The following is a 25,447-nucleotide window of genomic DNA, read 5'->3' as shown; positions in this document are numbered from 1 at the left end:
TCCTCACTCCCTCGTTTTCATGACGGCAATCAGGTCGAGACGCCCCAGCCGGCGCGCCACCAGCGCCACCGAGACCGCCGCGGCACCCAGCACGATCAGGCTGGCCCGGGCAAAGGTTGCCGGCTCCAGCACCAGCGGAATGGCGTAGAGATCGCTGGTGAAGCCTTCGGTCATCAGCCGTGCCACGCCATAGCCGATCACCCAGCCCACCGGCTGCGCCAGGACCGCCAGCAACAATACCTCGCCGGCCAGGATATAGGTGACCTCGCCCTTGCCAAAGCCCAGGATACGCAGGCAGGCCAGCTCTCGCGCCCGTTCCGACAGCTGCACCCGTGCGGCATTGTAGGCGACGCCGACCGTGATGATCATGCCAAGAATGCCGTAGACAGTGGTGGCGATCAGGATGTTCTGGCTCAACGTCTCCATAAAGCTGAGGCGGTTCTCGGTCATGTTGACCGTGCCCATCAGCCGGGGCACGTCCTTGATCCGCTCCTGAAAGGCCTCTGCCGCCTGTGGGTCGGCCAGCGTCACGTTGACATTGGATACGCGAGGGCTTTGCCGGAACATGGCGTTCAGCGTGTCATGGGCGAAATAGGCGCCCAGGCCAAAGAACTGGGTGACGATGCCGGTCACGGGCACCTCAAAGGTCTCTCGGCGACCGCTCTCGAAGCTGACGGTCAGGGTATCGCCCACCTCGACATGCAGCGCCGCGGCCAGCCGGTCCGACAACAGGATGCCAAAGGGATCTGGCGCGATCACCTGCCCGTTGCCATCCACAACCCGCGCCAGATCCGCCGCATTGGCCACGGTCGAGACCGGGACCTGCTTTTCGTAGGAGCCATAGATCAGGCGGGCGGCGTGGTACTGCTGCGGCTCCACCTGCAGGACCCCGGGCAGGCGCCTGACCTCTTCCAGCGCGGTTTCAGGCGCGTCCGGATCGAAGAGCAGCAGCATGTCTTGCCGGTTCGACTGGTAAAAGGCGGTATCGATGATCTCGTCCATCGCGTCGGGAAAGAAGTTCGACGCCACCAGCACGGAAACCGCCAGTGCCATGCCCAGCATGGTCATTCCGGCGCGCAGCGGCCAGCGCAGCAGGCTGCGCAGGATCATCCGTGTCGGCTGTCCCAACCGCAGCAGATCCGCCAACCGGTCAAGCGTGGACCCGTGGAAACTCGGCGGGGCCGGCGGGGCCATCGCCACCGCCGGCGCCAGCCGCGCCGCGCGCATGGCGCTGCTCAACGCCCCCGCGCTGGTCGCCGCCAGCCCCAGCATCGCCGAGAGCGCATAGATGCTGAGCGGCACGCCGAAAACGAGGAAGGGAAAGTCGAAATACTTGGCGTAGAGCTTTGACATGGCCTGCGCCAACCAGGACCCCACGCCCCAGCCGATACCGACCCCCAGGAAGGCGATCAGCGCGGCCAGCATCAGGTAGTGCAGCCCGATTTCCCAGTTGGTGTAGCCCACGGCCTTCATCAGGCCGATCTCGGACCGTTCCAGCTGCACGATCCGGCCCATGACCATGTTCACCAGAAAGACGGTGATCCCCAGGAAGACCGGCGGCAGCACCCAGGCCATCACCTCCAGCGACTGGATCTCGGCATCCAGAAAGGCGTTCGACTGCTGCGCATCGCGCCCCACCGGCGTCGCCGCGCCGTAAGGGTCCAGCAAGGCTTTGACCGCGTCCTTGACCGGCTCCAGCGGCGTGCGCGGCAGCACGGTCAAGGCCACCGTGTTGAAGGCGCCCGCCATGCCGAACCCCGCGTCCAGCACCTCGGCCTGCATCCACAGGATGCCGAATGTCTCGTTCTGCGGCATCAGGGCGCCGGGGCCGATGGTATAGACGAATTCGGGTGAAAGGGCCGTGCCGGTGATCGTCACCGCGCGCTTGCGTCCGTTCAGGTTGACATAGATCGTGTCGCCGGGAAGGAACCCGTTGGCCTCTGCAAAGGGTTCGTTCACCACCGCCTCGCCCGCGCCTTCGGGCCAGCGCCCCCGGCGCAGCAGCGGCACGTTCAACAATGGCTCGCCCAGTTCAGGGCGAGAGATCAGCAGCCCCGTCGCCGGTTTGGCACGCCCGGGAATATCCAGGATCGCGTAGGACCGGACCTGTGTTTCCACCTGCGCCACCCCCTCGATGTCGCGCAACTGCGAAATCAGGCTGTCAGGCGCCCGGCGGGCCGAGGCAAAGACATGGGCAAAGCGGTTGCTGTCGTAATAGGCGCTGCGGGTCTCGTTCAGGGCCCGGCTCATCCCCACCGACATGATGATGACCGCGATGCCCGCCGCCAGCACAAGGGCGATCGCCACGCCCTGCACCCAGAGCCGGCGAAAATCGCGAAACAGCTTGAGATCCATCGCGTGCATCGGATCACCAATGGATCTCTGTTGCGGCAAGGCGACTGTCGTTCTCCTCGATCCGGTCGATGCGCCCGTCCTGAAAGCGGATCACCCGATGCGCCATCAACCGGATGGCGGCATTGTGCGTGATGACCGCCGTGGTGGTGCCGAACTCATCGTTGATCCGCTGCAGGGTCGACAGGACCTGCGTGCCGGTGTGGCTGTCCAGCGCACCGGTGGGTTCATCGCACAACAACACGTCGGGCCGTTTGGCGATGGCCCGCGCGATGGCCACCCGCTGCTGTTCCCCGCCGGACATTTGCGCCGGGAAATGGTCCATCCGGTGGCTCAGGCCGACCAGTTCCAGCGCCTCGGCGGGTTTCATCGGGCGTTTTGCCACGTCGGTGACCAGTTGCACATTCTCCCGCGCATTGAGCGAGGGCACGAGGTTGTAGAACTGAAAGACAAAGCCGACATGGTCGCGCCGGTAGCGCGTCAACTGCCGGTCGCTGGCCTTGGTCAACTCTGTCTCGCGGAACCAGAAGCGCCCGCCGCTGGGCCGGTCCAGCCCGCCGAGGATGTTCAACAGCGTCGACTTGCCGGACCCGGACGGGCCCAGCAGCACGGTCAGCTCTGACCCGAACAATTCCAGGTCCACACCCGCCAGCGCATGCACCTGCACCTCGCCGGTGTCATATGTCTTGGTCAGCCCTTGGGTGCGAAACACCACCTCGCGGGTCCTGTCATCGAGTCGCGCCATGAGCCTCTCCGCGTTTCCCGCGCAAACTGCGCGGGAAGTGTCTCAGGCGTCATGATCCGTATCAAGGTCCGGCAAATAACCTTGCGGAATGTCTCGGGCTGCCTGCCGCAAGGGCGTTGTTACAGCAGCACAGCCTGCCCGGTCCGCGCGCTTTCCTGCGCCGCCAGCCCGATTCGCACGGCGGCCATGCCGTCGGCCAGCGTCACCTCTGGCGTGCCTTCGCCGCGGACCACGGCATTGAACCCCTCATGCTGGTAAAAGGTCGACCCGTTGTGATCGCCGGCCGCCAGCAACTCTGCCTCCACCGGAACCTCGATCACGCGCGGCCCCTTGGGAACGCGCGGAGAGACGATCACCTGCGGCACCGGCGCCTCGCCCAGGTGTGCGGGCCAGAACCGGCCAGGCCCTGGCACCAGCGCCTCGATCTTGCCGCTGGGACCAAGGGCGCAGATCTCTTCCTGGTAGCGCGATCCCTCGGCGAACATGCAAAGCTCCAGCATCGCCCGCGCGCCGCCCGCGAAATCCAGGATCACATAGCCGTTGTCCCAGATGTCCGGCGCGCGCCCGTCATAGGTTTCGTCCTTGTGGTTCACCGCCTGCCCGGCGCTGGCCATGACGCGCACCGGTTCGTCCCGCAGGATCAAGCGCATGAGATCGAAGAAATGACAGCATTTCTCGACCAGCGTGCCACCGCTGCGCGCGTTGAACCGGTTCCAGGCGCCGACCTTGGGCAGAAAGGGAAAACGGTGTTCGCGGATCGACAACATGGAAATCCCGCCCGTCGCCCCGATCACTTCCTGCCGCAACAATGCCACGGGCGGCATGTAGCGATATTCCATCGCCACCCAGACCGGCGCCGGATAGCTGCGCGCGAGTTCGGCCAGGAAAACCTCGTCTTCCGGCGTGGTATAAAGCGGCTTTTCGCACAGCACGGGCAGCGGACGGGTCGCCGCGATCTGGCGCAGCTGCGGTACGTGGCAATCGTTCGGACTGACCACCACCAACGCGTCCAGCCCCTCGACCGCCAGCAGATCGTCCAGCGTGGTGCAGACCTGCGCGCCGCCCGCCAGCTCTGCCGCGCTCTGCGCCAGGTCGGTGACCGGATCAAAGACCGCGACCACCCTGCCCTGCGGCAGAAGGTTGATGTTCTGGATATGCTCGCGGCCCATCATGCCGCAGCCGATCACGCCGTATCTGACCACGCTCATCCCCTGCCGATCCTGTTGATATAAGTGACGGTTTCCGCGTCGAACCAGGTCCGCGAGTATTCGACCGGCGTGCCTGCCTTGTCCCGGGCGATACGTTCGACATACCCCGCCGTATCGCCCACCTCCGGCGGAAACCGGGGGTCGCGCCACGCAGGCACCGGGGCAAAGCCGACCCGATCCTCTGCCGAGAGGATCACCAGCCCCAGCCGCTCGCGATAGAATAGGTAGAGCGATTCAAGCACGTCCTGCGCCGCGACATGCGCGGCCTGAGCCCCGTCCAGCCAGATCTCTTCCATCGCTGCCGGAACGCCGCCCAGGAACCGCAGGCGCCGGAACCGCCACCCCTCGGGCGAGGGACCGAAAACCGGCGCATCCGTCGGTTTCGTCAGCCGCTCCACCCCCAGCAGTTCCGCCGTGGGCAGCCCGCCGCCGGCCTTCAGTTCCAGCCGCAGCATGGAATAGATCGAGGCCACGCCGTCCCGTGCGCGGACGTAGTTGCCAGAGCCCTGCACCCGGTCCAGCAGCCCCTTGGTCGCCAGCGCCTCCAGCGCCTTTCGCAGGGTGCCCACGGCGATGCCCAGCTGTTCGGCCATCTCGCGTTCCGGCGGCAGTCGCGCCCCATCCGCCAGCCGTCCGGCCGCAATGTCACGGATCAGCATTTCGCTGATCTGGGCGTGCTTGGGCAACGCCGCCGAGCTTCTTCCCCGCGCCAAGTCGGCCTCCTCCCGCCGCGGTCCCGTTCCTGTCGCGGCAAAAATTAATACACTATTGATGCATGAATTTCCGAATGCTACGCAAGGGGAAATCGACGCCGAATCCGGCGCACTTCCGGGAGGCCCTGAAATGACCGTCGTGCCCGTCACATCCCGCGATCTCGATGCGTCCGAGGTCAGCTGGTTCTCGGCCCTCTGTTCGGATGACTACCGTTACCTGGGCGTGCCCGAAGGCGATCTGCGCTCTTCTTTCGAACATTGCCGCGACATCGTGCTGGAGGCGGAAAAGCAGGGCTTTCGCAACATCCTGGCGCCCTCCTCCTACCAGGTGGGTCAGGACACGCTGAGCTTTGTCGCGGGCATGGCGCCGCTGACAGACCGGATCAACATGCTGGCCGCCATCCGCTGTGGCGAGATGCATCCGATCATGCTGGCCCGCACCGTCGCCACGCTGGATCACATGATGAAGGGACGGCTGACGCTGAACGTGATCTCGTCGGACTTCCCCGGCGAAAAGGCCGACAGCGCCTATCGCTACCAGCGCTCGCGCGAGGTGGTGCAGATCCTGAAACAGGCCTGGACGCAGGACGAGATCAGTTTCAGCGGCGAGGTCTACGATTTCGCGGGCCTGACCACCGATCCTGCGAAACCCTACCAGACCGGCGGACCGCTGCTGTACTTCGGCGGGTATTCCCCTGCCGCGCTGGAGCTTTGCGGCGAACACTGCGACGTCTACCTGATGTGGCCGGAACCCAAGGACCAGCTGACCCAGCGCATGACCGACGTGAACGCCGTGGCCGAACGCTATGGCCGCACGCTGGATTACGGGTTGCGGGTGCACATGATCGTCCGCGACACAGAGGCCGAGGCGCGGGAATACGCCGAAAGCCTGGTGTCGAAACTGGACGACGAATACGGGCGCCTGATCCGCGACCGCGCGCATGACAGCGGATCCCTGGGCGTCTCTCACCAGTCCCGCGCCCGCGAACTGGCCGACCAGTTCGGCTATGTCGAGCCGCATCTCTGGACCGGGATCGGGCGCGCGCGCTCGGGCTGCGGCGCGGCGCTGGTGGGCTCTGCCGACCAGGTCCTGAGCCAGATCGAAGAGTACCGCAAGATGGGCATCCGCGCCTTCATCTTCTCCGGCTATCCGCACATTGACGAATGCCGCCATTTCGGCAAGCTGGTCATGCCGGAGCTGAAAACCTGTTCGCTGCCACATGCATACGGCCGCGTCCCCGACGAAACACCGGCAACGCCCCTTGGCGTGGGAGAGCGCAAGTAATGGACCGCGTAGATCTTCAAGAGGGGCTGAGCCTCAGCCGCATCGTCTATGGCATGTGGCGCCTGGGCGACGATGCCAACACCGCCCCCGACCACGTCCGCAACAAGATCGCCGCCTGCCTGGAGCAGGGCATAACAACCCTGGACCAAGCCGACATCTACGGCGGCTACATGGCCGAGGAAATCCTTGGGGCCGCGATGACGCCGGACCTGCGCAAACAGGTCGAGATCGTCACCAAATGCGATATCGTGGCCCCGGTGGGCCGCTACGCGGACGCGCGGGTGAAATACTATGACACCAGCCGCGCGCATATCATGGCCTCGGTCGATCATTCGCTCAGCCTCATGGGCCTCAATGAAATCGACCTGCTGCTGATCCACCGCCCCGATCCGCTGATGGATCACCGCGAAACCGGCGAGGTGCTGGATGAGCTGGTCGGCTCGGGCAAGGTCCGCGCCGTGGGTGTGTCGAACTTCAAGCTGCATGACTGGACCCTGCTGCAATCGGCGATGAAGACGCCGCTTGTGACCAATCAGATCGAACTGAGCCTGTCGGCGCACGAGGGCTTTACCAACGGCGACGTGGCCTTTCTGCAGGAACGGGGCATTCCGCCGATGGCCTGGTCGCCGCTGGGCGGTGGCGCGCTGATGACAGAGGACACGCACCTGACGCAGCTCATGGACCGCGTGGCCGACGATTTCCTGGCGGACCGGGCGGCGGTTGCGGTGGCCTGGCTGCTGGCGCACCCTTCGGGCATCCTGCCGGTCATGGGCACCAACACGATCGAGCGGATCAAGACGTTTTCCAAAGCCTTCGACATCGAGATGAGCCGCGAACTCTGGTTCGAGCTTTACACCGCCGCACTGGGCCACGAGGTGCCCTGATGGATGGGGACCTGAGCCATTCCATGCAGACATTCGACCCGGCCGAGGACAGCCCCGCCTTTCGCGAGGCGCTTGGCAGCTTTGCCACCGGCGTGACCGTGGTGACGGCGCAGGGGCCCGATGGCCCGGTAGGCATTACCGCCTCCAGCTTTGCCAGTGTTTCGCTGGACCCGCCGCTGGTGCTGTGGTCGCCGCAGAAATCCTCGCGCCGCTTTCCGCTGTTTCGCGATGCGCGCCACTACGCGATCCACGTGCTCGATGGCCACCAGCAAGAGATATGCCGGGCCTTCACGCGCGAAGCCAATGCCTTTCACACCTGCGACTGGGCCGAGGACGCAAACGGCGTGCCGCAGATCGCCGGATGCCTTGCCCGCTACGACTGTACGCAAGAGATCGCCCATGACGCGGGCGATCACCTCATCATCATTGGCCGCGTGACCAGCGCGGCTTTCCGGCCCGGCCTGCCCCTGCTGTTCCAGGGCGGCCGGTTCGTCAGCCTCAAGGGCTGAGACCACAGGGACCGGGGCGCCCAAGATCCCGGCCTGAAGAACAAGGGGCAAAAAGCCCCATCATAGGGAGGAGCGCCATGCCGGTGCTGCTGACACTGCTTTGGCCGCTGGAGCGGCTGAACTCCGGCCTGCTTGCCGTGGGCCGCGTCATCGCGGTGCTTGCGCTGGCGGTGATGGTCTGCCTGATCCTCGGCCAGATCTTCTGGCGCTACGTCCTGAATGACGCCCCAAACTGGACAGAAGAGGCCGCCCGCTTCGGGATGCTGTGGCTGGTGGGCCTGATGGCGCCGTTGGCCTACCGGCAGGGCGGTTTCGTCGCCATCGACATCGTCGAACGCGCCCTGCCCCGGATCGTCGCCGTGCTGCTGTCACTCTTGCTGCTGGGACTCTCGCTCTGGGTGCTGCTGATCGCCTGGGACAAGGGGCTGAACAACCACGTCGACAGCCTGTCCGGGCGCGGCTGTTCCTCGTCGCTGCGCTGGCCCTTCGGGATCGAAATCGGCAAGTGCAAAGCCAAGTTCGCGAACCAGTACCAGTATGCCGCGCTCTGGGTTGGGGTGAACCTGCTCATCCTCGTCAACGTCGAGCTGATCCTGCGGCAGGTCATTACGCTTCTGGGCGGCGGCGACCGGCTGAAACCGCTGCACCACGACACGATGGCGGGGGCGGACTGACATGCTGATCTGGTTCCTGCCCGTCTTCCTGGTGCTCATCCTGATCGGGCTGCCGGTGGTCTTTGCCCTGCTCGCCGCGCCCTTTGGCCTCTTGGTCATGGACGACCAGAGCCGCCAGCTCTCGGTCCTGTACCGCAACCTCTACAACGGGATGGATAGCTTTCCGCTGATGGCGCTGCCCTTCTTCATGCTGGCGGGCGAGATCATGAACCGCGGTGGCATCACCATCCGCCTGGTCGAGTTCAGCCAAGCCATCATGGGCCACCTGCGCGGCGGGCTGGCGCAGGTCAACATCCTCTCCTCGATCCTCTTTGCCGGGCTTTCCGGGTCGGCGGTGGCGGACACCTCGGCGCTGGGATCGACCCTGATACCGGCGATGGAAAAGAACGGCTATTCCCGCCGCTTCGCCGCCGCGATCACCGCTGCCAGTTCCGTCATCGGCCCTATCATCCCGCCCTCGGGGATCATGATCATCTATGCCTATGTCATGGGCGAAAGCGTGGCCGCATTGTTCCTTGCCGGCATCGTACCGGGCATCCTGGTGGGTGTCGGCCTGATGGTCATGGTTCGCCTCATGGCCGACCGCTATGACCTGCCCAAGGCCGAACGCATCGTGGTCAAGGGCCAGACGATCAGCACAACGGAATACTGGGTCAGCCTGATCCTCGTTCGGATCAATCTTGCGGGTCTGTTCTACGCCGTGGCGGCCGCGATCCCCGGCAATTCCGGCGGCTGGGCGGTCTACCTTGCCATGCTGGTTCCGGCGCATTTCCTGCTGATGTACTGGCGCCGGCAGGTCAGCCATGATTTCCGCATCGTCTGCAAGAAGGCCGTCGCGCCGCTGCAGACGCCGATCATCATCCTTGGCGGCATCCTTATCGGCGTCATGACCCCGACAGAGGCCAGCGCGGTCGCCGTGGCCTATGCGCTGGTGGTCAGCTTCCTGGTGCTGAGGTCCATGACGTTGAAGGACCTCTACGAGGTGCTGGCCCGCTCGGCCCTGTCTACCTCGGCCGTGCTTTTGCTGGTCGGCGCGGCGGTGGCCTTCAAGACCGTGGTCTCGCTCTCCCACGCGCCGCAGATCCTGACAGAGATCATCCTCGGCCTGTCGGAAAACCCGCTGATCCTGCTGTTTCTCATCAACATCCTGCTGTTCATCGTGGGTATGTTCCTGGACGCGGGCCCGGCGATCATCATCCTCGGCCCGATCCTGGGCCCTATCTTTGTCGAACTGGGCGTGCACCCGGTGCATTTCGCCATCATCATGAGCGTCAACCTGACCGTGGGCCTGGCCACACCGCCGATGGGACTGGTGCTTTTCGTGGCCTCGACAGTCAGCCGCGAGCGGGTGGAAACCATCGCCCGCGCCATTCTGCCCTTCCTCGCGGTGGAGATCCTGGTGATCTTCCTGATCACCTACGTGCCGCAGATCTCGATGACCGTTCCCTACCTGACCGATTTCATCCGCTGCCCGCCCGATACAGGCTACCTGGCCTGCATCAGTCCGGAGCCGCGATAACGACAGACACCAGCAAACGGGAGGAACCAAATGCTGAAACACCTATTCTCCGCGGCCGCCTTCGCCGCCGTCACCCTGACCGGGGGCACGGCCCTCGCCCAGGACCCGATCAAGCTGGTCGCCACCGCCAACTCGAACGAGGCGGATGAAGACTATGCCGGCCTGATCGTCTTCAAGGACTTCGTCGAGGCCGCGTCGAACGGCGCCATCGAGGTCGAAATCTACATGGGCACCCAGCTGTGCTCGACCGGGGCGGAATGCATCGAGGGCGTGGCCGAAGGCTCGATCGACATCTACATCTCGACCTCCGGCGGCGCTGCGGGGATCTTTCCCTATGTCCAGGTGCTGGACCTGCCCTACCTGATGGCCAACGACCGCGTGGCCGAACATGTCCTGTCGGGCGATTTCGTGCGCACCATGCGGGACATGGCGCTGGACGACAGCGACAACACCGTGCGCCTGATGACCATCGGCAACACCGGCGGCTGGCGCAACTTCGCCAATACCCAACGCCGGATCACCTCGCCCGCCGACATGGAGGGCCTGAAGATCCGGACCGTGGTCGCCGATCTGCCGCAGGAGCTGGTCAAGGCACTGGGGGCCGCGCCGACTCCGATCCCGTGGCCCGAGCTGTTCACCTCGTTCCAGACCGGGGTCGTGGACGGCTCCAAGAACGGCATCACCGACATCATGGGCATGAAGTTCCCCGATGCTGGCCTGCAGTACATCACGCTGGACGGGCACGCCTACATGGGCGCCCTTTGGTGGATGAACAACGAGAAGTTCCTGAACATGGACCCGGCGATGAAGCGCGTCGTGGTTGATGGATTCTATGCGTTGCAACAGGCGACCTTTGCCGCACCGAAACGCGGCGCCATCCAAGCTTATGCGGATTTCGTCGACGGCGGCGGTGACATCTACGTGCCCTCTCCCGAAGAAAAGGCCGCATTTGCCGAGGCCGCAAAGCCGGTGCAGGACTGGTTCCGCGAGAACGTCGACGGCGGAGAGAAGATCCTCGATGCGCTTATCGAAGCGGTCGAAAAGGCAGAGGCCGACCTTCAGGCCGCCTATGACGCCGATCTGAACTGATCTGGCATTTTCCTGAACACGGGCCGGGCAGGCAATGCCCGGCCCTTTTGATATTCCGGGACCGTGCGATCCGCTGTCCATTTCCGGGATATTCACCGCAGGGGCAGTAACCAGCTGTTAACATCTATTAAGGATATTTATTTGAAACCTAACAAGGGACGTTTCATGTTTTTCTATCTGTGGCTGAACCGCTTGTTCCCCAACAGCTTCACGGCAAAGGTCTTTTTCGTCGCCTTCATCGGCACCCATGTGCCGCTGATCGCGGCAGTCTTCTATGCGTTGGCACGCACCGGCGGGCTGGCGGCTCATCTGGATGTGCTGGGCCTCTTGCTGGCCGCAACACTGGTTGGATGCGGCGCTACGCTGGCTGGTCTCTGGGCCCTCCTCACTCCGACGCGGCGCATTCACGCCACCCTGACCGCCATCGAACGTGGAGAGGCACGCGCGCCCCTGCGCGAAGACATCCGGGACGAGATAGGGCTGTTGATGCGGGGCACCAACGCGATGGCCGCGAGCATCGAACGCCGTCAGGCACAGGACCAGGTCGCCATCCTGACCGATCCGCTTACAGGGGTTGCCAATCGACGTGGCTTTGACGCGCATGTTCCGGACACCGGCACCGGGGCCGTCGTCTTTATCGACTTGGACCATTTCAAGCGGATCAACGACACGCTGGGCCATGCCACCGGCGACGCGGTGCTGAAGGAAACCGCACGCGTGATCGCGGGCGAGGTACGCCAGCGCGACGTGCTGGCCCGTTTCGGCGGCGAAGAGTTCGTGATCTGGCTGCCCGAGGCAAATTCAGAGGATGCATGGCGGGTGGGCGAACGTGTCCGCGCGGTAATTTCCGAAACGCTGGATGCCGGCGGGCAACCGGTGACCGCCTCCGTCGGGCTTGCCGTCGGCGAAGGCCCCACAGCGATCAAGGCGCTGCTGGATCGGGCGGACGAGGCGCTGTATGCGGCCAAGGACGGTGGCCGCAACAAGGTGGCCGAAAGCATCGCAGGGCCTGCGGAAACCGGCGGTTTCACTTTCGCGCCCGCGCCTCTGCAACACGCGGCAGGCTAGGCCGAGGGTCAGACCTCGCGATCGGAACGGCCGACTGCACGGACCGGCACTAGGATGCCGCAGCCACCTGAAAGGCCGGACGCGCCCGCAAACGCGCAAGGTAGTCCGCAAAGGCCGCGCCTCCGTCGGGGAATTTCGCCACCTGCGCCCAGGTCCCGCAATGGCCAAGGATGATGTCCGGCACCAACGGCGACTCACCCATCAGGTAAGGCCCCTCGGCCTCTTCCATGATGCGTGTGATATTGCGGGCATATTCCGCCGCACAGGCCGGTTTGACCTCGGGGACGCGCTCTTCCTCGGGCAGGACGAAGGTGTGCTTTGACGCGGTCCAGAGCAGTGATTCCACCTCGTCCAGGATGCGGAAGGTCCAGGCATCCTGCTGCGCCCGCGCGATCGTACCGGCAGGATGGGTGATCCCGCCGTGCTTGTCCGCGAGATAGGTCAGGATCGCGGTGGAATCGCGCAACACGGCGTCCCCCTCGACCAGGACCGGGATCTTGCCCAACGGACTGACCTTGCGGATCTCCTCGGATTGGGGACCGGCGGGCACATGCGAATAGTCGAGGCCAAGTTCCTCCAGCAGCCAGAGAACCCGGAAGGCCCGACTGCGAACCGCCCCGTAGACCGTATACGTCATCTGTTTATCTCCCCTGTCTCGATCAGCGCCGGCCAAGATAGGCAAGCCGGACGAAGGCCCGTTCGACCAGCGCCATCTGCGGCGCCTTCTGACCGGCAGACCGCAGCGCAAGATCCGTGTCCATGAGCAGTTTCAGCGCCTCTTCCAGTCGCGCGGACGACCAGCTTTGTGCCTGGCGCAGCATCCGGTCGCGGCGCGGACCAAAGATCGGCGGACGCAGTTTTCCGATTCCCTGCGCCGGGCCGCCCGGTGCCGAGGCGATGGCGAACAGCGTCCGGAAATGTCGCATCCCCATGATCAGCAGCGTCACTGGCGCCACGCCCTGTGCCGTCAGCCGCTGCATGACCGGGGCAATGTCGCCGGTGCGCCCCTCAGCAAGGACATGAAAAATCTCGTCCATCTGTGCCTCGATCGAGGCGGGCGCATTCAGCGTGACCTCGTCCGGGGTCAGCGGCGCCTCGTCCCCGAACTTGTAGAGCGCGATCTTTTCAAGTGTCTGGCGGAAATCGCCCGGCGTCAGGTCGCGCGCAAGATGTTCCAGCGCTCCCATCGCCTCGCGGTCGATGTTCTTGAGACCGGCGCGGGCCAGTTCGGCCTCGATCTCTGCCCGCCCCATCGGATCGATGTAAAGGGCTGCCGCATAAGCGTTTTTGGCGCCTTCGAACAGCTTCCGCAAGGATGAGCGCGCCGTCAGTTGCCCGGCCGTCGCGATGATCTGCGCATCGCCTTCGCGCCAGTCGCCAAGCGCCGATTTCATTGCTGCGCTGATACCGTCAGCCGCCTCTTCGACCAGCACCGCACGGGGGCCGGGAAAGAAGCCCTGCGCCTTGACCGCATCCAGCAGTTGCGCCGGATCGCGGCGCAGATCGCTACCCACCAGCCGGGTCAGGCGCATTTCGGCCTCGCCCTCGGGGCCGACAATGGCGGCGACGACCTCCTGCCGTTTCATCGCCACGCGCATCACGTCCTCGCCATAGATCAGCAAGCCCGCAACGCCCGGATCGGGCTTGCGGAAAAACGCATTCGCATCGCGCGGCGAAAGCTTCATGAAGAGGTGATGTCCGAGAGCAGCAGGTCGTCGATCACCTGGTCCGCCAGCAGGAACATCAGGCGTTTCAGGGCGTCGGTTTCCGCCGCGCGGGTCGCCACGGTCGAGCCGGTGCTGGAATAGCCGGTAAAGGCATTGGTCCGGCCCTGCAGCAAGGTTCTGGCCGTTCCGGCCTGGACCAGCGTGTAAAAGACGCGACCGATCAGGCGATATCGTGTCGTTGTCCCGGCCGAGGTCGACCCCATGTCCTGTTCATCCGTCTGGATGCGGATATCCAGCCGGTAGGGGGCAGACGGACCCCCACGGCCCAATCGCTCTTCGAACCGGCTGTTGAAGTGATAACCCTTGTTGTCGTTCGGGTCCGGCAGCGCCACCGCGTTCAGCAGCGCCCCACCGCCCCCCTGCGGTCCGTAGACCGGGGTGAACCCGCAGGCGCCGAGGGCTGTCGCCCCCAGCAGGATCATTCGCCTGTCATACAACCACATTCACGATCCGCCCCGGCACCACGATCAGCTTTTTCGGCTGGCCCCCGTCGAGGGCCCTCACCACAGCTTCGTGTGCCAGCGCCAGCTTTTCAACCTCTTCCTTGGGCAGGTCCTTGGGCACCTCGATCTCGCCCCGGCGCTTGCCGTTGACCTGGATCGGCAGGGTCACCGTGTCCTCGACCAGCAGCGCCTCGTCCGCCTTGGGCCAGGGGGCGTCTGCGATCAGCCCCTCGCCGCCCAGCATCTGCCAGATTTCCTCTGACAGGTGCGGTGTCATGGGCGACATGAGCTGGGCCAGAGTTTTCGCGGCGAATGTCTTGGTCTCCTTACCGGCACGCGATTTCGACAGCGCGTTGGTAAAGGCATAGAGGCGCGCGATGGCCGCGTTGAAGCCAAAGCTTTCGACCCCCATCGTGACATCATGGATGCACTTGTGCGTCTCTTTCAGCAGAGCGGCATCCTCGGCGGTCTCGGGCGCCTCGTTGGCGGCGATCTCGGCGGCGATACGATAGACACGGCCAAGGTGCTTGTTGGCCGCCTCGGCCCCGCTGGCGGTCCATTCCACGTCCCGTTCGGGGGGCGAATCGGACAGCACGAACCAACGGGCCGTGTCGGCGCCGTAGGTGGCGATGATGTTCATCGGGTCCACCACGTTGCTCTTGGACTTCGACATCTTGGCCGACGGAATGATCTCGACCTCCGAGCCGTCCGCCAGATAGCCCTTGTCACCTTCCAGCCGCACGTCCTCGGGGTAGTGGTAGACCGGGCGGTCGTTTTCATCGCGGGTCTGGTAAATCGCGTGCGTGACCATGCCCTGCGTGAACAGCGCGTTGAAAGGCTCGGCGGCGCTCTCCGGCAGGTGGCCGGTCGCGATCATCGCGCGGGCGAAGAAGCGCGAGTAGAGCAGGTGCAGGATCGCGTGCTCGATGCCGCCGATGTACTGATCGACGTTCATCCAGTAGGCGGCTTCCTCCATGTCCGTCGGCGTGGTCGCGCGCGGAGCCGTGAAGCGTGCGTAGTACCAGGACGAATCGACGAAGGTGTCCATCGTGTCGGTTTCACGTTTCGCGGGCTTGCCGCAGGACGGGCAGGCACAGTCGCGCCACGTCGGGTGGCGGTCGAGCGGGTTACCCGGAATGTCAAAGCTGACATCGTCGGGCAATTCGATCGGAAGGTTTTCCTTTTTCTCGGGCACCACGCCGCAATCGTCGCAATGCACCACCGGAATCGGGCAGCCCCAGTAGCGTTGCCGCGAAAGGCCCCAGTCGCGCAGGCGGAATTTCTCGACCCCCTTGCCCAGGCCCTTGCCTTCCATGAAGTCGATGGTGGCCTCGATGGCGGTTTCGCCTGTCGCCTCGTCCAGACCCGAGAAGTGGTTGACCCATTTCACTTTTTCCGTCTTGGGCGGAACAAAGGCCTCGGTCTCGACCGGCTTGGGATCATCGAGCGCCACAAAAGTGTCGATCACCGGCAGATCGTACTTGCGGCAGAAATCAAGGTCGCGCTGATCATGTGCCGGGCAGGCAAAGATCGCGCCGGTGCCATAGTCCATCAGGATGAAATTCGCGACCCAGACCGGGATTTCCCAGCTGGGATCAAGCGGGTGCCTGACCGTCAGCCCGGTGTCGTAGCCCAGCTTTTCGGCCTTTTCCAACGCCTCGGCAGTGGTGCCGCCCTTGCGCATCTCGGCCACGGCGGCGGCCAGCTTCGGATCGTCCTTTTCCAGCGCCTTGACCAGCGGGTGATCCGGAGACACGCCAAGGAAGGACGCGCCCATCAGCGTGTCGGGGCGGGTGGTGTAAACCTCGAGGCTGTCGAACCCGTGGGTGGGCGTGCCCAGCTGCCACGAGAACTGCAGCCCGCGCGACTTGCCGATCCAGTTCTGCTGCATCAGCTTGACCTTGGCAGGCCATTCATCCAGCCCGTCGATGGCGTCCAGCAGCTCTCCGGCCATGTCGGAGATCTTGAAGAACCATTGCGTCAGCTCGCGCCGCTCGACCTCTGCGCCCGAGCGCCAGCCCTTGCCGTCGATCACCTGTTCGTTGGCCAGAACCGTCATGTCGACCGGGTCCCAGTTCACCACCGCGTTTTTGCGGTAGACGAAGCCCTTTTCGAGGAAATCGAGGAACAGCGCCTGCTGCTGGCCGTAGTATTCCGGATCGCAGGTGGCGAACATGCGCGACCAGTCGAGGCCGAAGCCAAGCGGCTTCATCTGGCCGACCATCGTGTCGATGTTGTCGTAGGTCCAGGTCTTGGGATGGCCGCCGGATTTCATCGCCGCGTTTTCCGCCGGCATCCCGAAGGCATCGAACCCCATGGGATGCAGGACGTTGTGTCCCGTCGACAGTTTGTACCGCGCGATCACATCGCCCATCGTATAGTTGCGGACGTGGCCGATATGGATGCGGCCCGAAGGATACGGGAACATCTCCAGCACGTAGTATTTCGGCTTGTCGCCGGTGCGGCGCGCCTTGAAGGTCTCGGCCTGATCCCAGGCCTCTTGCCATTTCGGCTCGATCGTAGCGGGGTCGTAACGCGACATGTGTCTCTCTCCGGCGGGCGGCTGTCGGGCCGCGTGATAGGGTGCTGAGCGGTCAAGGTCCAGTGCCAGCGCAAGATGGGGCGGACCGCGGTGCCCGGAACGCGAGTGATTCCCTTTTCCGCACCCGCCGACTAGGATGCCCCCGAAGGCTGCCCGCCAGAGGCCGCAAGAGGACGCGCAGATGAAGATTCTCCTGATTCACCAGAACTTTCCGGGCCAGTACAAGCACCTTGCCCCCGCGCTTGCCGCGCAGGGCCACCAGGTCGTTGCGCTGACCTGCAAGGTGAAGGAGGCACAGACCTGGCAGGGCGTCCGCATCATCCCCTACGAGATCAAGGGCGCCTCGACCAAGGGCATCCACCCCTGGCTGGCGGACTTCGAGACCAAGATCCTGCGCGGCACCTCCTGCTATCGGGGCGCATTGGGACTGAAGGAACAGGGATTCGAGCCGGACGTGATCTGCGCCCACCACGGTTGGGGCGAGAGCATGTTCCTCAAGGACGTCTGGCCCAAGGCGCGGCTGGGGCTCTACTGCGAGCTCTACCACCTGACCACGCATCCCTTCGTGGACTTCGATCCCGAATTTCCCAGCCAGAACCCGGCTGGGGACAAGCTGCGAATCCGGATGAAGAACCTCAACAACCGGCTGCACGAAGAGGTCATGGACGCCGGCATCTCTCCCACCCGCTTCCAGGCCGCGACGTTCCCGGATCACTGGCAGGACCGGCTGACCGTGGCGCATGACGGGATCGACACCAACCTGGTGCGCCCGAATCCGGGTGCACGGCTGGAGATCGAGAATGGCCCGACGCTGACCCGCGACGACGAGGTCATCACCTTCATCAACCGCAACCTCGAACCCTATCGCGGCTACCACGTCTTCATGCGCGCCCTGCCCGACCTGCTGAAGCGCCGCAAGAACGCGCATGTTGTGATGCTGGGCGGCGACAGCACCTCCTACGGGTCGAAACCGCCCCAGGGAAAGACCTGGAAACAGATCTTCATCGACGAGGTCCGTGGACGAATCCCCACGCCGCACTGGAACCGCGTGCATTTCCTGGGGCGCGTCCCCTACGACCGCTTCCTGGCGATGATGCAGGTCAGCCGCGTGCACGTTTACCTGACCTACCCCTTCGTCCTGTCGTGGTCGCTGCTGGAGGCGATGAGCGCCGAGGCCGCGATCGTGGCCAGCGACACCGCGCCGGTGCGCGAGGTCATGACCGAGGGGGAAACCGGCCTGATGGTGGATTTCTTCGACCGTGCCGCGCTGGTGGACCGGATCGACACCCTGCTGGACGACCCCGACACGCGAGCGCGCCTGGGGGCGAATGCGCGTGCGCTTGTGCGGGAACAGTACGACCTGCACAGCGTCTGCCTGCCCCGCCACCTGGACTGGGTGCGGCACCTTGGAGACCTGCCCGCGCGGCCGCCACGCGACTGAACGCCGAGCCCTCGGCCAACGCCGGAGAATTCCAAAGAAAAAGGCCGGCACCCGAGGGGCCGGCCCGATATTCGATGGCGGTCAGAGCATCAAGATCAGAGCCGGCTGTCCTGCCTGCGAAGCTGGCGGGCGCGGGTCAGGATCGCATCCTCGATCGCGCGCACGGTGGCCGGATCGACCGGACCGGACCGAGTGTGCAGCGCCAGGTTCAGCGACCGCGCGTCCAGCGCCGGATCGCTGATGAGAATCGTTGCCCGGTAGGCCCGACCACCGCCCGGCGGTGTGCCGTACCCCGTGGTGATGACGCCCGAGAAGGGATCGACCGTCTGCACCGGCAGGAAATCCAGCACATCCAGCGAGGCATTCCACAAGTACCGGTTCACCGCACCGACGCGGCCCGGATCCTCACGCTTCTTGAAGATGTCCCAGATCGTGCTGTCAGACCGCACTCGGCCCTTTTCCGCCTCGAGATCGCGAAAGATCTCTTCGGCGGGGGGCGTATCGACCCGCTGACGCGGTTGGCTGTTGCCCCTGAGGGATCCGCAACCGGACGTCGCCAGCATCACCGCGCACAGCGAGGAGCCGATAAGGATTCGCGACGTGGTCATGGCAGTCCCTCTTGCGTCAACAACACTGCCGCCCTCCATACAAGCGGTACGGACCTGCGGCAAGCACGGATCATGAGCGGGATTCTGCCCAACATTCTGCGCAAGACGCTGCAATAGCGCATAAAGATGGGGCTGGGTAAAAACCCTTGTGGCAATATCGCATCACTGGATTGCTTGTTGCCGAGTAGCTTTCCCGATGGCTTGCATTGCCGCCCCCCCAAAGCGCATAGAAACCCCATCAAGGCCGGGCAATCGGCTTGGTACGTGCCTTTGAACACATGAGGGAAACAATGAAAAAGATCCTGTTCGCGACCACCGCACTGGTTGCAACCGCAGGCGTCGCCGCGGCAGAAGTTGCCGTCACCGGCTTCGCTGAAATGGGTGTGGTCGACGGTGACCACCTGTCCACCGCCCAGTTCCACAGCGACATCGACGTCACCTTCACCCTGTCGGGCGAAGCTGACAACGGCCTGACCTTCGGCGCCACCATCGACCTGGACGAAGCAATCGACCCGAACTACTGCTCGAGCCCGACCGCAGGCGGCACCAGCACCGGTGGTCCGTGCGGCGAGTCCGACATGTCGGTCTTCATCGCATACGGCGGCGCACGCCTGACCATGGGCGACACCGACGGTGCGTTCGACTGGGCCCTGACCGAAGTGGGCATCGGCGGCGCGATCGCTGACGACCACACCACCCACGCCGGCTTCAACTTCAACAGCGGCCTGGACGGAACCTTTGACGGTCAAGTCGTTCGTTTCGACTATGCCTTCGACGCATTCTCGGTCGCCATCTCGACCGAAATCGACGACACCGGCACCTTTGACCCGGTTTGGGGCATCGGCTTCCGTTACTCCGGCGAGCTGGCCGGCCTGGACCTCGGCGTTGGCCTCGGCTACCAGACCGTTGACCTCGGCGCAGACGTCGACGTGGTTGGCCTGTCGGTCGACACCACCTTCGACAACGGCCTGCAGGCCATCGTGAACTACTCGCAGTGGGACATCGCCGGCACCGACGTTGACCACTGGGGCCTGGGCCTGGGCTACACCATGAACGCCCTGACCCTGTCGGCAAACTACGGTGAGTACAGCTTCCCGGGTTCGGCCAAGGACAGCGGCTTCGGCCTCGCAGCCAACTACGACCTGGGTGGCGGTCTCGTCGTTCAGTTCGGCTACGGCTCGAGCGACGTCGGCCCGTCGGCGTTCGGCATCGGTGGCGGTCGCTTCGCTGGCATGCCGGCTGGCGACTACGACAGCTACTCGCTGGGTCTGGCAATGTCCTTCTAAGGACACCAGCCAACTGGCTTAGGGAAGAGCGGGCGCTTGCGTCCGCTCTTTTCTTTTGGTTGAACGACCTTCGTAGCGGACAAGAGAGCATGTGATGACGCCCCAGCAGATCAAGACGCAGTTTGGTCGCGCGCTTTCGCAAATCAGCAAGGGGCAACTCGACCCCGCAGAGGTCACTCTGAAGTCCCTTCTGCTGCCCACGAAAGGCGCACCGGAGGTGCATTTCCACCTGTCCCGCATCGCGGAGGCGCGGGGGGACACCAAGGGGCAGGTCCTTGAACTGGATCGGGCGCTTGCCAAGAAGCCCTACGAAAAGACGCTGCTCAAGTCCGCGATCGAGGCGTATTCGCGCCTGGAGGAATCGGACAAGGTCCTGGGCCTGTATGACCGCCTGATCTCGGCAGACCCGAAATCCAATCAACCGCGCGGTGAAAAAGCCGTCTACCTTCAGCATCTTGGCCGCTTTGACGAGGCGGAAAAGATCCTGCGCTCTCTCGTGAAGCGCGTCCCCCGAAACGGCGAAATCTACCGCGTGCTCGGCTCTGGCCGCAAGATGCCCAAGGGCGACCCGCTGCTGGAACAGATGCTGTCGCTCTGGAAGGATGACCAACTGCCCGAGATGTCGCGCATGCACCTGGGCTTCGCCCTAGCCAAGGCGATGGAGGATATCAGCGCGACCGAAAAGGTCTTTGTCTACCTCAACCGGGCGAATGCGTTGCAGCGCCAACAGGCCCCATACGACCCGGCGGAACGGGAGGCGGAATGGCGCGCCTACCTGGATGCCCAGGAAAGCGACGACTACACGACGCTGGGCCATGATCAGGCGCCCCGCGCGGTCTTTGTCACCGGGATGCCGCGTTCGGGGACAACCCTTGTCGAACAGATCATCGCCAGCCACAGCCAGGCCCATGCGGGCGGCGAAATGGGCCATGCCCTGAAACAGGCGGTGGCACAATTCGGACCGGCACAGAAGATGACACCGCTGGCCAAGCTGTCCGAGGCCAAGCTGTCCCACTGGGCCGAGGCCTACACGCGGCTGGTGCGCCGCGACACGGGGCAGACAGAGGGCGTCGTGACCGACAAGTCGATCCAGACGCACATGGTCTTTGGCCTGATCGCGCGCGGCTTGCCCGGCGCGCGGATCATCGTGGTGCATCGTGATCCGCGGGACACCGCGCTGTCGATCTACAAGAACCATTTCAAGCTGGGCACGCACCGCTATGCCACCGACCTGGCCGACATCGCCGATGCGATCAAGATGTTCCGCCGGTCTGTAGAGCATTGGAAGCAAAGGATTCCAGATCGAATCCACGAAGTGCGCTACGACGACCTGGTCTCTGATCCCGAGCCCAACGCGCGGGCTCTGGTGGATGCCGCCGGACTGGACTGGGAAGAGGCCTGCCTGAACTTCCACAACTCGAAATCCGGGGTGAAGACGCTGAGCCTGATGCAGGTCCGGCAGCCGATTCACGCCGGGCGGCGCGAGGCCTGGCGCAAGTACGAGCGCGAATTGGCGCCCTTCATCGAAGCCTGGGGAGACGAACCGTGGGATTGAGCGAGATACAGGACAGGATCGCCAAGGCCTGTACCGAGGCAGGGCGCGATACGAGCGAGGTCCAGCTGATCGCGGTTTCCAAGGTTCAGCCGCTGGACCGGGTCGAGGCCGTGCTGGAAGAGGGCCACCGCCTGTTCGGTGAGAACCGCGTGCAGGAGGCGGCGGGAAAATGGCCGGATTTCAAGGCCCGCTTCGGCGGAGTCTCGGTCCATCTGATCGGCCCCCTGCAGACCAACAAGGCACGTCAAGCCTTTGAATTGTTTGACGCGATTCATTCCGTGGACCGGCCCAAGCTGGCCCGCACGATCGCGCGCATCGCGCAGGAAGAGGGGCATTGCCCCGAGCTGTTCATCCAGGTGAACACCGGCGAAGAGGAGCAGAAGGCCGGGGTGCTGCCCGCCGATGCGGATGGGTTCATCGCGGACTGCCGCGAGATGGACTTGCCGCTGCGCGGGCTGATGTGCATTCCCCCGGTCGAAGAGACGCCAAGCCTGCATTTCTCGCTGCTGAGGAAGATCGCGGAACGCAACGGGCTGGACGGCTTGTCGATGGGGATGAGCAGCGATTTCGAACAGGCCATCGCGCTGGGAGCGACCCATGTGCGGGTCGGGTCGGCCATCTTCGGGGACCGGGTCAAGACCTGATACGGGGCACCGGCAGTTTGTACGTTTTGTACAAAACGTACGGGCTTTCCAGCATTTTGTACAAGCCGTCAGGGTCTTGTTAACCTGGGCCTTTTCGGGACTGCGCGCGCCATTGTTGTTTCCGGTCCGGAAACGAGTCACATGCGCCCGAAGTCGCGGCTAAGTCCAGATTGCACCCCGCATCGGTCCAGCCTACTCTGCGCCGCATGGCAATCCCGGTCGAGACCTTTCACCTGTCCCCCAGCGCGCAGGGCACGCTGCAGGCGCGCATTCAGCAAATGGTGGCCGAGGGCATCCTGGACGGACGGTTCCAACGGGGCGAAAAGCTGCCCTCAACCCGCAAGCTCGCCCGGCACCTGGGCGTCAGCCGGATCACGGTCACGCTGGCCTATACCGAGCTTCTGGCGAACGACTATCTCGCCTCGCGCGGGCGATCGGGGTATTTCGTCTCTGACAACGCGCCAGAGCCGCCGGATTTCGGCACGCCGCCGGACCGGACCGACAGGGTCGACTGGGACGAGGCACTGGCGCAGAGATTCGCCGACGGGCCGCCTCTGGGCATGGGCAAACCCGCCGACTGGACGCGCTACAAATATCCTTTCATCTACGGGCAGGCTGACCCGACGCTGTTCGATCACGCCAACTGGCGGTTGTGTGCGATGCAGGCGCTGGGGGCGCGGAACTTCGACGCGCTGACGCAGGACCAATTCGACGCGGACGACCCGCAACTGGTCAGTTTCATTGCGCGCCACACCCTGCCCCGCCGCGGCATCCTGGCCCGCCCGTCGGAAATCCTGATCACGCTGGGCGCGCAGAACGCGCTGTGGCTGGCGGCGCAGATCCTGGCCACCGGGCGCGACGTGGCGGTCGAGAACCCCTGTTACCCGGCGCTGCGGCAGATCCTGCGGCAGGCACGCAGCCGCTTGTCGCCGGTGCCGGTGGACGAGGAGGGGCTGCCGCCCGAGGCGGTGCCGCGCGGCACGCGGGTGATTTTCACCACGCCCAGCCACCAGTGCCCGACCTCGGCCACGCTGCCCCTGCCGCGCCGCAAGGCCCTGCTGGACCGGGCGGCGGAGCTGGGGGCACTGATCGTGGAGGATGACTACGAGTTCGAGATGTCCTACCTGACGCCCCCCAGCCCGGCTTTGAAAAGCCTCGACGAGGACGGGCGGGTGATTTACGTCGGCTCGTTTTCCAAGTCGCTCTTTCCGGGGCTGCGGCTGGGCTATCTCGTAGGGTCCGAGCCCTTTATCCGCGAGGCGCGGGCGCTGAGGGCCAGCGTTCTGCGCCATCCGCCCGGACATGTGCAGCGCACCGCCGCGCACTTTCTGAGCCTTGGCCACTACGATGCCCTAGTGCGGCGCATCGGCAAGGCGCTGGCGGCACGCCGGGCCGTCATGGAAGAGGCGGTTGCGCGGCATGGGTTGCGGGTGGCCGGGCGTGGCGCGCATGGCGGGTCAAGCCTGTGGATGGAGGCGCCCGAAGGTGTGGACAGCGGCAAACTGGCCGAACGGCTGCGTGCCGAAAGCGTGCTGATCGAACCCGGCGCGCATTTCTTCGCCGGCGACCGCGCGTCGCAACGGTTTTACCGGCTGGGCTACAGCTCGATCCCCTCGGAGCGGATCGGGGACGGGGTGAGCCGCATTGCCGGGATGCTGGACAGCGGGACCGGCCTTACCTGAACGGGTACATCCAGACGCGGTAGTCCTCGACCAGGACCTCGGCCCGCTTGCGCTGTTCGCGGGTCATGCGCGGGGTCAGTTCCTCCAGAGAGTCCGGCGCATCCACGTCGCCGCCGATGGCCGACAGCGCGTACCAGAGGTAGGCGCGCACCAGGTCCGGTGCGGGCAGGCCCTGCCCCAGTTCATAGTACCAGCCCAGGCCCGACTGGGCGCCCGGATGCCCCTTGAGCGAGGCGCGCAGATACCATTCAAAGGCCCGTTCGGGATCTTTTTCCACCCCGAGACCAAGCGCATACATGACGCCGATCAATTCTTCGGCATCGGCGTTGCCCGACCGGGCAAGAACGCGAAACTGGTCCATCGCGGCGGGAAAGTCGCCCGCCTCCATCAGGTCGCGCGCCTCTTCGAGGTCGGCGGCAAGAACGGGGTTTGAGAAGCCCAGCAAGCCTGCCAGAATGACCGCATGCGCGCCTTTCGCCCTGCCCTGCATGTGCTCTGCCTCCTCTGGCTTGCTGTCGCGGCCCGCGCCGAGCCGGTGTCGATGGAGGATTTCATCGACACGGACCCCGCGCAAGCCCGGCTGGGCCAGTTGCTGTTCTACGATCCCATCCTCAGCGGCAACCGCAACATTTCCTGCGGCACCTGCCACCATCACAGTCTGTCCAGCGGCGACGGGCTGAGCCTGGGGATCGGCGAGGGCGGCGAGGGGCTGGGGCCAAAGCGCAGTCCCGGCACCGGCGCTGACATGATCCGCAAGCGCATCCCCCGCAACGCACCGGCGTTGTGGAACCTTGGGCACAGGTCGGTGCGGGTGATGTTCCACGACGGGCAATTGGAAGTGTCGGACCAGTTCGGCAACGGGTTTGACAGCCCGGCCGAGGAATGGCTGCCGCAGGGGCTGGACAACATACTGGCCGCACAGGCGCTTTTCCCGCTGACGGCACAGTTCGAGATGGCGGGAAACGTGGGCGAGAACGCGGTGACGGGCGCCGTGCATGACCGGATCGACCTTGGCTGGCCGGTGCTGGCGAAACGCGTACGGACGATTCCCGAGTATGGCGCGCTGTTCGTCGAAGCCTTCGATCACATCGACCACCCCAGCGAGGTCACGATCGTCGAGATCGGCAATGCTCTGGGGGCGTTCATCGCCGCCGAGTGGATCAGCATCGACAGCCCCTGGGACGACTGGCTGCGCGACGGCAGGCCCCTGCCCGCCCCGGCCGAACGGGGGCGGCAGTTGTTCTTTGGCAAGGCCCGCTGCGGCACCTGTCATTCCGGGCCGCTGCTCACTGATCAGGGGTTCCACGCCCTTGGCCTGCCGGCCTTCGGGCCGGGGCGCACGCGGGTCTTCGATCCGATGCCGCGCGACGTGGGCCGGATGGGAGAGACCGACCTGTTGGAGGACGCTTATCGCTTTCGCACGCCGTCCCTGCGCAACGTGGCGCTGACCGCGCCCTATGGGCACAACGGCGC

23 protein-coding genes are annotated in these 25,447 nt (G+C 64.8%); 13 read left to right on the top strand and 10 right to left on the bottom strand.

Features of this window, described 5'->3' with window-relative positions:
• Nucleotides 1–3: 3 nt before the first annotated feature.
• The 4 genes from PVW46_RS00870 to PVW46_RS00855 all read right to left on the bottom strand — a co-directional run bounded on the left by PVW46_RS00870 (nt 4) and on the right by PVW46_RS00855 (nt 5,018).
• The gene (locus tag PVW46_RS00870) at nt 4–2,394 is read right to left on the bottom strand and encodes an ABC transporter permease (RefSeq protein ID WP_274573870.1); all 2,391 of its coding nucleotides are present in this window, start codon (nt 2,392–2,394) and stop codon (nt 4–6) included.
• Nucleotides 2,369–3,097 (bottom strand): ABC transporter ATP-binding protein, encoded by a 729-nt coding sequence (locus PVW46_RS00865; protein WP_069210893.1) that lies wholly within the window; start codon nt 3,095–3,097, stop codon nt 2,369–2,371. The genes PVW46_RS00870 and PVW46_RS00865 overlap by 26 nt, the downstream gene beginning before the upstream one ends.
• A 119-nt stretch (nt 3,098–3,216) precedes the next feature.
• Nucleotides 3,217–4,305 (bottom strand): Gfo/Idh/MocA family protein, encoded by a 1,089-nt coding sequence (locus PVW46_RS00860; protein WP_069210892.1) that lies wholly within the window; start codon nt 4,303–4,305, stop codon nt 3,217–3,219.
• The gene (locus tag PVW46_RS00855; protein ID WP_261394454.1) at nt 4,302–5,018 is read right to left on the bottom strand and encodes a GntR family transcriptional regulator; all 717 of its coding nucleotides are present in this window, start codon (nt 5,016–5,018) and stop codon (nt 4,302–4,304) included. The genes PVW46_RS00860 and PVW46_RS00855 overlap by 4 nt, the downstream gene beginning before the upstream one ends.
• A 130-nt stretch (nt 5,019–5,148) precedes the next feature.
• Here PVW46_RS00855 and PVW46_RS00850 point away from each other — a divergent pair, with 130 nt between their 5' ends.
• The 7 genes from PVW46_RS00850 to PVW46_RS00820 all read left to right on the top strand — a co-directional run bounded on the left by PVW46_RS00850 (nt 5,149) and on the right by PVW46_RS00820 (nt 12,046).
• Entirely contained in the window at nt 5,149–6,303 is a 1,155-nt protein-coding gene (locus PVW46_RS00850) for an LLM class flavin-dependent oxidoreductase (protein ID WP_069210891.1), read from the top strand.
• Nucleotides 6,303–7,187, top strand: a complete 885-nt coding sequence (locus PVW46_RS00845; protein ID WP_069210890.1) for an aldo/keto reductase — start codon at nt 6,303–6,305, stop codon at nt 7,185–7,187. The genes PVW46_RS00850 and PVW46_RS00845 overlap by 1 nt, the downstream gene beginning before the upstream one ends.
• The gene (locus PVW46_RS00840; RefSeq protein ID WP_274573864.1) at nt 7,187–7,696 is read left to right on the top strand and encodes a flavin reductase family protein; all 510 of its coding nucleotides are present in this window, start codon (nt 7,187–7,189) and stop codon (nt 7,694–7,696) included. The genes PVW46_RS00845 and PVW46_RS00840 overlap by 1 nt, the downstream gene beginning before the upstream one ends.
• Nucleotides 7,697–7,773: 77 nt before the next feature.
• Nucleotides 7,774–8,370 carry a TRAP transporter small permease gene (locus PVW46_RS00835; RefSeq protein WP_043137245.1) on the top strand — a complete coding sequence of 199 codons (597 nt, stop codon included), beginning with the start codon at nt 7,774–7,776 and terminating at the stop codon, nt 8,368–8,370.
• 1 nt (nt 8,371) lies between these two features.
• Entirely contained in the window at nt 8,372–9,889 is a 1,518-nt protein-coding gene (locus tag PVW46_RS00830; RefSeq protein ID WP_069210889.1) for a TRAP transporter large permease, read from the top strand.
• Between the two features lie 30 nt (nt 9,890–9,919).
• Nucleotides 9,920–10,978, top strand: coding sequence for a TRAP transporter substrate-binding protein DctP (gene dctP / locus PVW46_RS00825; RefSeq protein ID WP_069210888.1), 1,059 nt, complete (start codon nt 9,920–9,922; stop codon nt 10,976–10,978).
• A 165-nt stretch (nt 10,979–11,143) separates the two neighbouring features.
• On the top strand, nt 11,144–12,046 hold the full coding sequence (locus tag PVW46_RS00820; protein WP_069210887.1) for a diguanylate cyclase: 903 nt from the start codon (nt 11,144–11,146) through the stop codon (nt 12,044–12,046).
• 49 nt (nt 12,047–12,095) lie between these two features.
• Here the strand turns inward: PVW46_RS00820 and PVW46_RS00815 are convergent, their stop codons facing one another.
• Genes PVW46_RS00815 through leuS form a run of 4 tightly spaced genes read right to left on the bottom strand, consistent with a single transcriptional unit; the run spans nt 12,096 to nt 16,758 of the window.
• Nucleotides 12,096–12,683, bottom strand: coding sequence for a glutathione S-transferase family protein (locus tag PVW46_RS00815; RefSeq protein WP_069210886.1), 588 nt, complete (start codon nt 12,681–12,683; stop codon nt 12,096–12,098).
• Nucleotides 12,684–12,705: 22 nt separating this feature from the next.
• Nucleotides 12,706–13,731 carry a DNA polymerase III subunit delta gene (gene holA, locus PVW46_RS00810; protein WP_069210885.1) on the bottom strand — a complete coding sequence of 342 codons (1,026 nt, stop codon included), beginning with the start codon at nt 13,729–13,731 and terminating at the stop codon, nt 12,706–12,708.
• A complete protein-coding gene (gene lptE, locus PVW46_RS00805) occupies nt 13,728–14,195 on the bottom strand; it encodes an LPS assembly lipoprotein LptE (RefSeq protein ID WP_274573854.1) in 468 nt (155 codons plus the stop codon). The genes holA and lptE overlap by 4 nt, the downstream gene beginning before the upstream one ends.
• Before the next feature lie 7 nt (nt 14,196–14,202).
• Nucleotides 14,203–16,758 carry a leucine--tRNA ligase gene (leuS, locus tag PVW46_RS00800; protein WP_069210883.1) on the bottom strand — a complete coding sequence of 852 codons (2,556 nt, stop codon included), beginning with the start codon at nt 16,756–16,758 and terminating at the stop codon, nt 14,203–14,205.
• 181 nt (nt 16,759–16,939) lie between these two features.
• On the opposite strand from leuS, the gene PVW46_RS00795 reads away from it, so the two are divergent.
• Nucleotides 16,940–18,199: a glycosyltransferase gene (locus PVW46_RS00795; RefSeq protein ID WP_069210882.1), complete on the top strand. Its 1,260-nt coding sequence runs from the start codon at nt 16,940–16,942 to the stop codon at nt 18,197–18,199.
• A 95-nt stretch (nt 18,200–18,294) separates the two neighbouring features.
• Here PVW46_RS00795 and PVW46_RS00790 read toward each other — a convergent pair whose 3' ends face one another.
• The gene (locus PVW46_RS00790; protein ID WP_274573851.1) at nt 18,295–18,807 is read right to left on the bottom strand and encodes a DUF3576 domain-containing protein; all 513 of its coding nucleotides are present in this window, start codon (nt 18,805–18,807) and stop codon (nt 18,295–18,297) included.
• Between the two features lie 290 nt (nt 18,808–19,097).
• Between PVW46_RS00790 and PVW46_RS00785 the strand changes: the two genes are divergently transcribed.
• The 4 genes from PVW46_RS00785 (at nt 19,098) to pdxR (ending at nt 23,974) form a co-directional block, all read left to right on the top strand.
• Nucleotides 19,098–20,093, top strand: a complete 996-nt coding sequence (locus tag PVW46_RS00785; protein ID WP_274573849.1) for a porin — start codon at nt 19,098–19,100, stop codon at nt 20,091–20,093.
• A gap of 94 nt (nt 20,094–20,187) precedes the next feature.
• Entirely contained in the window at nt 20,188–21,648 is a 1,461-nt protein-coding gene (locus tag PVW46_RS00780; RefSeq protein ID WP_069210881.1) for a tetratricopeptide repeat-containing sulfotransferase family protein, read from the top strand.
• Nucleotides 21,639–22,292: a YggS family pyridoxal phosphate-dependent enzyme gene (locus PVW46_RS00775; protein WP_069210880.1), complete on the top strand. Its 654-nt coding sequence runs from the start codon at nt 21,639–21,641 to the stop codon at nt 22,290–22,292. The genes PVW46_RS00780 and PVW46_RS00775 overlap by 10 nt, the downstream gene beginning before the upstream one ends.
• A gap of 206 nt (nt 22,293–22,498) precedes the next feature.
• Nucleotides 22,499–23,974, top strand: a complete 1,476-nt coding sequence (gene pdxR, locus PVW46_RS00770) for a MocR-like pyridoxine biosynthesis transcription factor PdxR (RefSeq protein ID WP_069210879.1) — start codon at nt 22,499–22,501, stop codon at nt 23,972–23,974.
• On the opposite strand, the gene PVW46_RS00765 is transcribed toward pdxR, so the two are convergent.
• On the bottom strand, nt 23,967–24,464 hold the full coding sequence (locus tag PVW46_RS00765; RefSeq protein ID WP_052244259.1) for a tetratricopeptide repeat protein: 498 nt from the start codon (nt 24,462–24,464) through the stop codon (nt 23,967–23,969). The two genes, pdxR and PVW46_RS00765, sit on opposite strands and share 8 nt — an antisense overlap.
• Before the next feature lie 51 nt (nt 24,465–24,515).
• Between PVW46_RS00765 and PVW46_RS00760 the strand changes: the two genes are divergently transcribed.
• The coding region (locus tag PVW46_RS00760; protein WP_443137028.1) for a cytochrome-c peroxidase at nt 24,516–25,447 on the top strand (932 nt) is incomplete at its 3' end.

This window comes from Mameliella sp. AT18, assembly GCF_028807275.1.
In the GTDB taxonomy this organism is placed as follows: domain Bacteria; phylum Pseudomonadota; class Alphaproteobacteria; order Rhodobacterales; family Rhodobacteraceae; genus Antarctobacter; species Antarctobacter albus.
The sequence above is the reverse complement of the archived record's forward strand: the minus strand, read 5'-3'. Positions and strand labels throughout refer to the sequence as shown.

Coding starts and splice junctions, on each gene's coding strand:
- PVW46_RS00865 (WP_069210893.1), bottom strand. CDS start 3,097: ATGGCGCGACTCGATGACAGGACCCGCGAGGTGGTGTTTCGCACCCAA.
- PVW46_RS00860 (WP_069210892.1), bottom strand. CDS start 4,305: ATGAGCGTGGTCAGATACGGCGTGATCGGCTGCGGCATGATGGGCCGC.
- PVW46_RS00850 (WP_069210891.1), top strand. CDS start 5,149: ATGACCGTCGTGCCCGTCACATCCCGCGATCTCGATGCGTCCGAGGTC.
- PVW46_RS00845 (WP_069210890.1), top strand. CDS start 6,303: ATGGACCGCGTAGATCTTCAAGAGGGGCTGAGCCTCAGCCGCATCGTC.
- PVW46_RS00840 (WP_274573864.1), top strand. CDS start 7,187: ATGGATGGGGACCTGAGCCATTCCATGCAGACATTCGACCCGGCCGAG.
- PVW46_RS00835 (WP_043137245.1), top strand. CDS start 7,774: ATGCCGGTGCTGCTGACACTGCTTTGGCCGCTGGAGCGGCTGAACTCC.
- PVW46_RS00830 (WP_069210889.1), top strand. CDS start 8,372: ATGCTGATCTGGTTCCTGCCCGTCTTCCTGGTGCTCATCCTGATCGGG.
- dctP (WP_069210888.1), top strand. CDS start 9,920: ATGCTGAAACACCTATTCTCCGCGGCCGCCTTCGCCGCCGTCACCCTG.
- PVW46_RS00820 (WP_069210887.1), top strand. CDS start 11,144: ATGTTTTTCTATCTGTGGCTGAACCGCTTGTTCCCCAACAGCTTCACG.
- PVW46_RS00815 (WP_069210886.1), bottom strand. CDS start 12,683: ATGACGTATACGGTCTACGGGGCGGTTCGCAGTCGGGCCTTCCGGGTT.
- holA (WP_069210885.1), bottom strand. CDS start 13,731: ATGAAGCTTTCGCCGCGCGATGCGAATGCGTTTTTCCGCAAGCCCGAT.
- lptE (WP_274573854.1), bottom strand. CDS start 14,195: ATGATCCTGCTGGGGGCGACAGCCCTCGGCGCCTGCGGGTTCACCCCG.
- leuS (WP_069210883.1), bottom strand. CDS start 16,758: ATGTCGCGTTACGACCCCGCTACGATCGAGCCGAAATGGCAAGAGGCC.
- PVW46_RS00795 (WP_069210882.1), top strand. CDS start 16,940: ATGAAGATTCTCCTGATTCACCAGAACTTTCCGGGCCAGTACAAGCAC.
- PVW46_RS00790 (WP_274573851.1), bottom strand. CDS start 18,807: ATGACCACGTCGCGAATCCTTATCGGCTCCTCGCTGTGCGCGGTGATG.
- PVW46_RS00785 (WP_274573849.1), top strand. CDS start 19,098: ATGAAAAAGATCCTGTTCGCGACCACCGCACTGGTTGCAACCGCAGGC.
- PVW46_RS00780 (WP_069210881.1), top strand. CDS start 20,188: ATGACGCCCCAGCAGATCAAGACGCAGTTTGGTCGCGCGCTTTCGCAA.
- pdxR (WP_069210879.1), top strand. CDS start 22,499: ATGGCAATCCCGGTCGAGACCTTTCACCTGTCCCCCAGCGCGCAGGGC.
- PVW46_RS00765 (WP_052244259.1), bottom strand. CDS start 24,464: ATGCAGGGCAGGGCGAAAGGCGCGCATGCGGTCATTCTGGCAGGCTTG.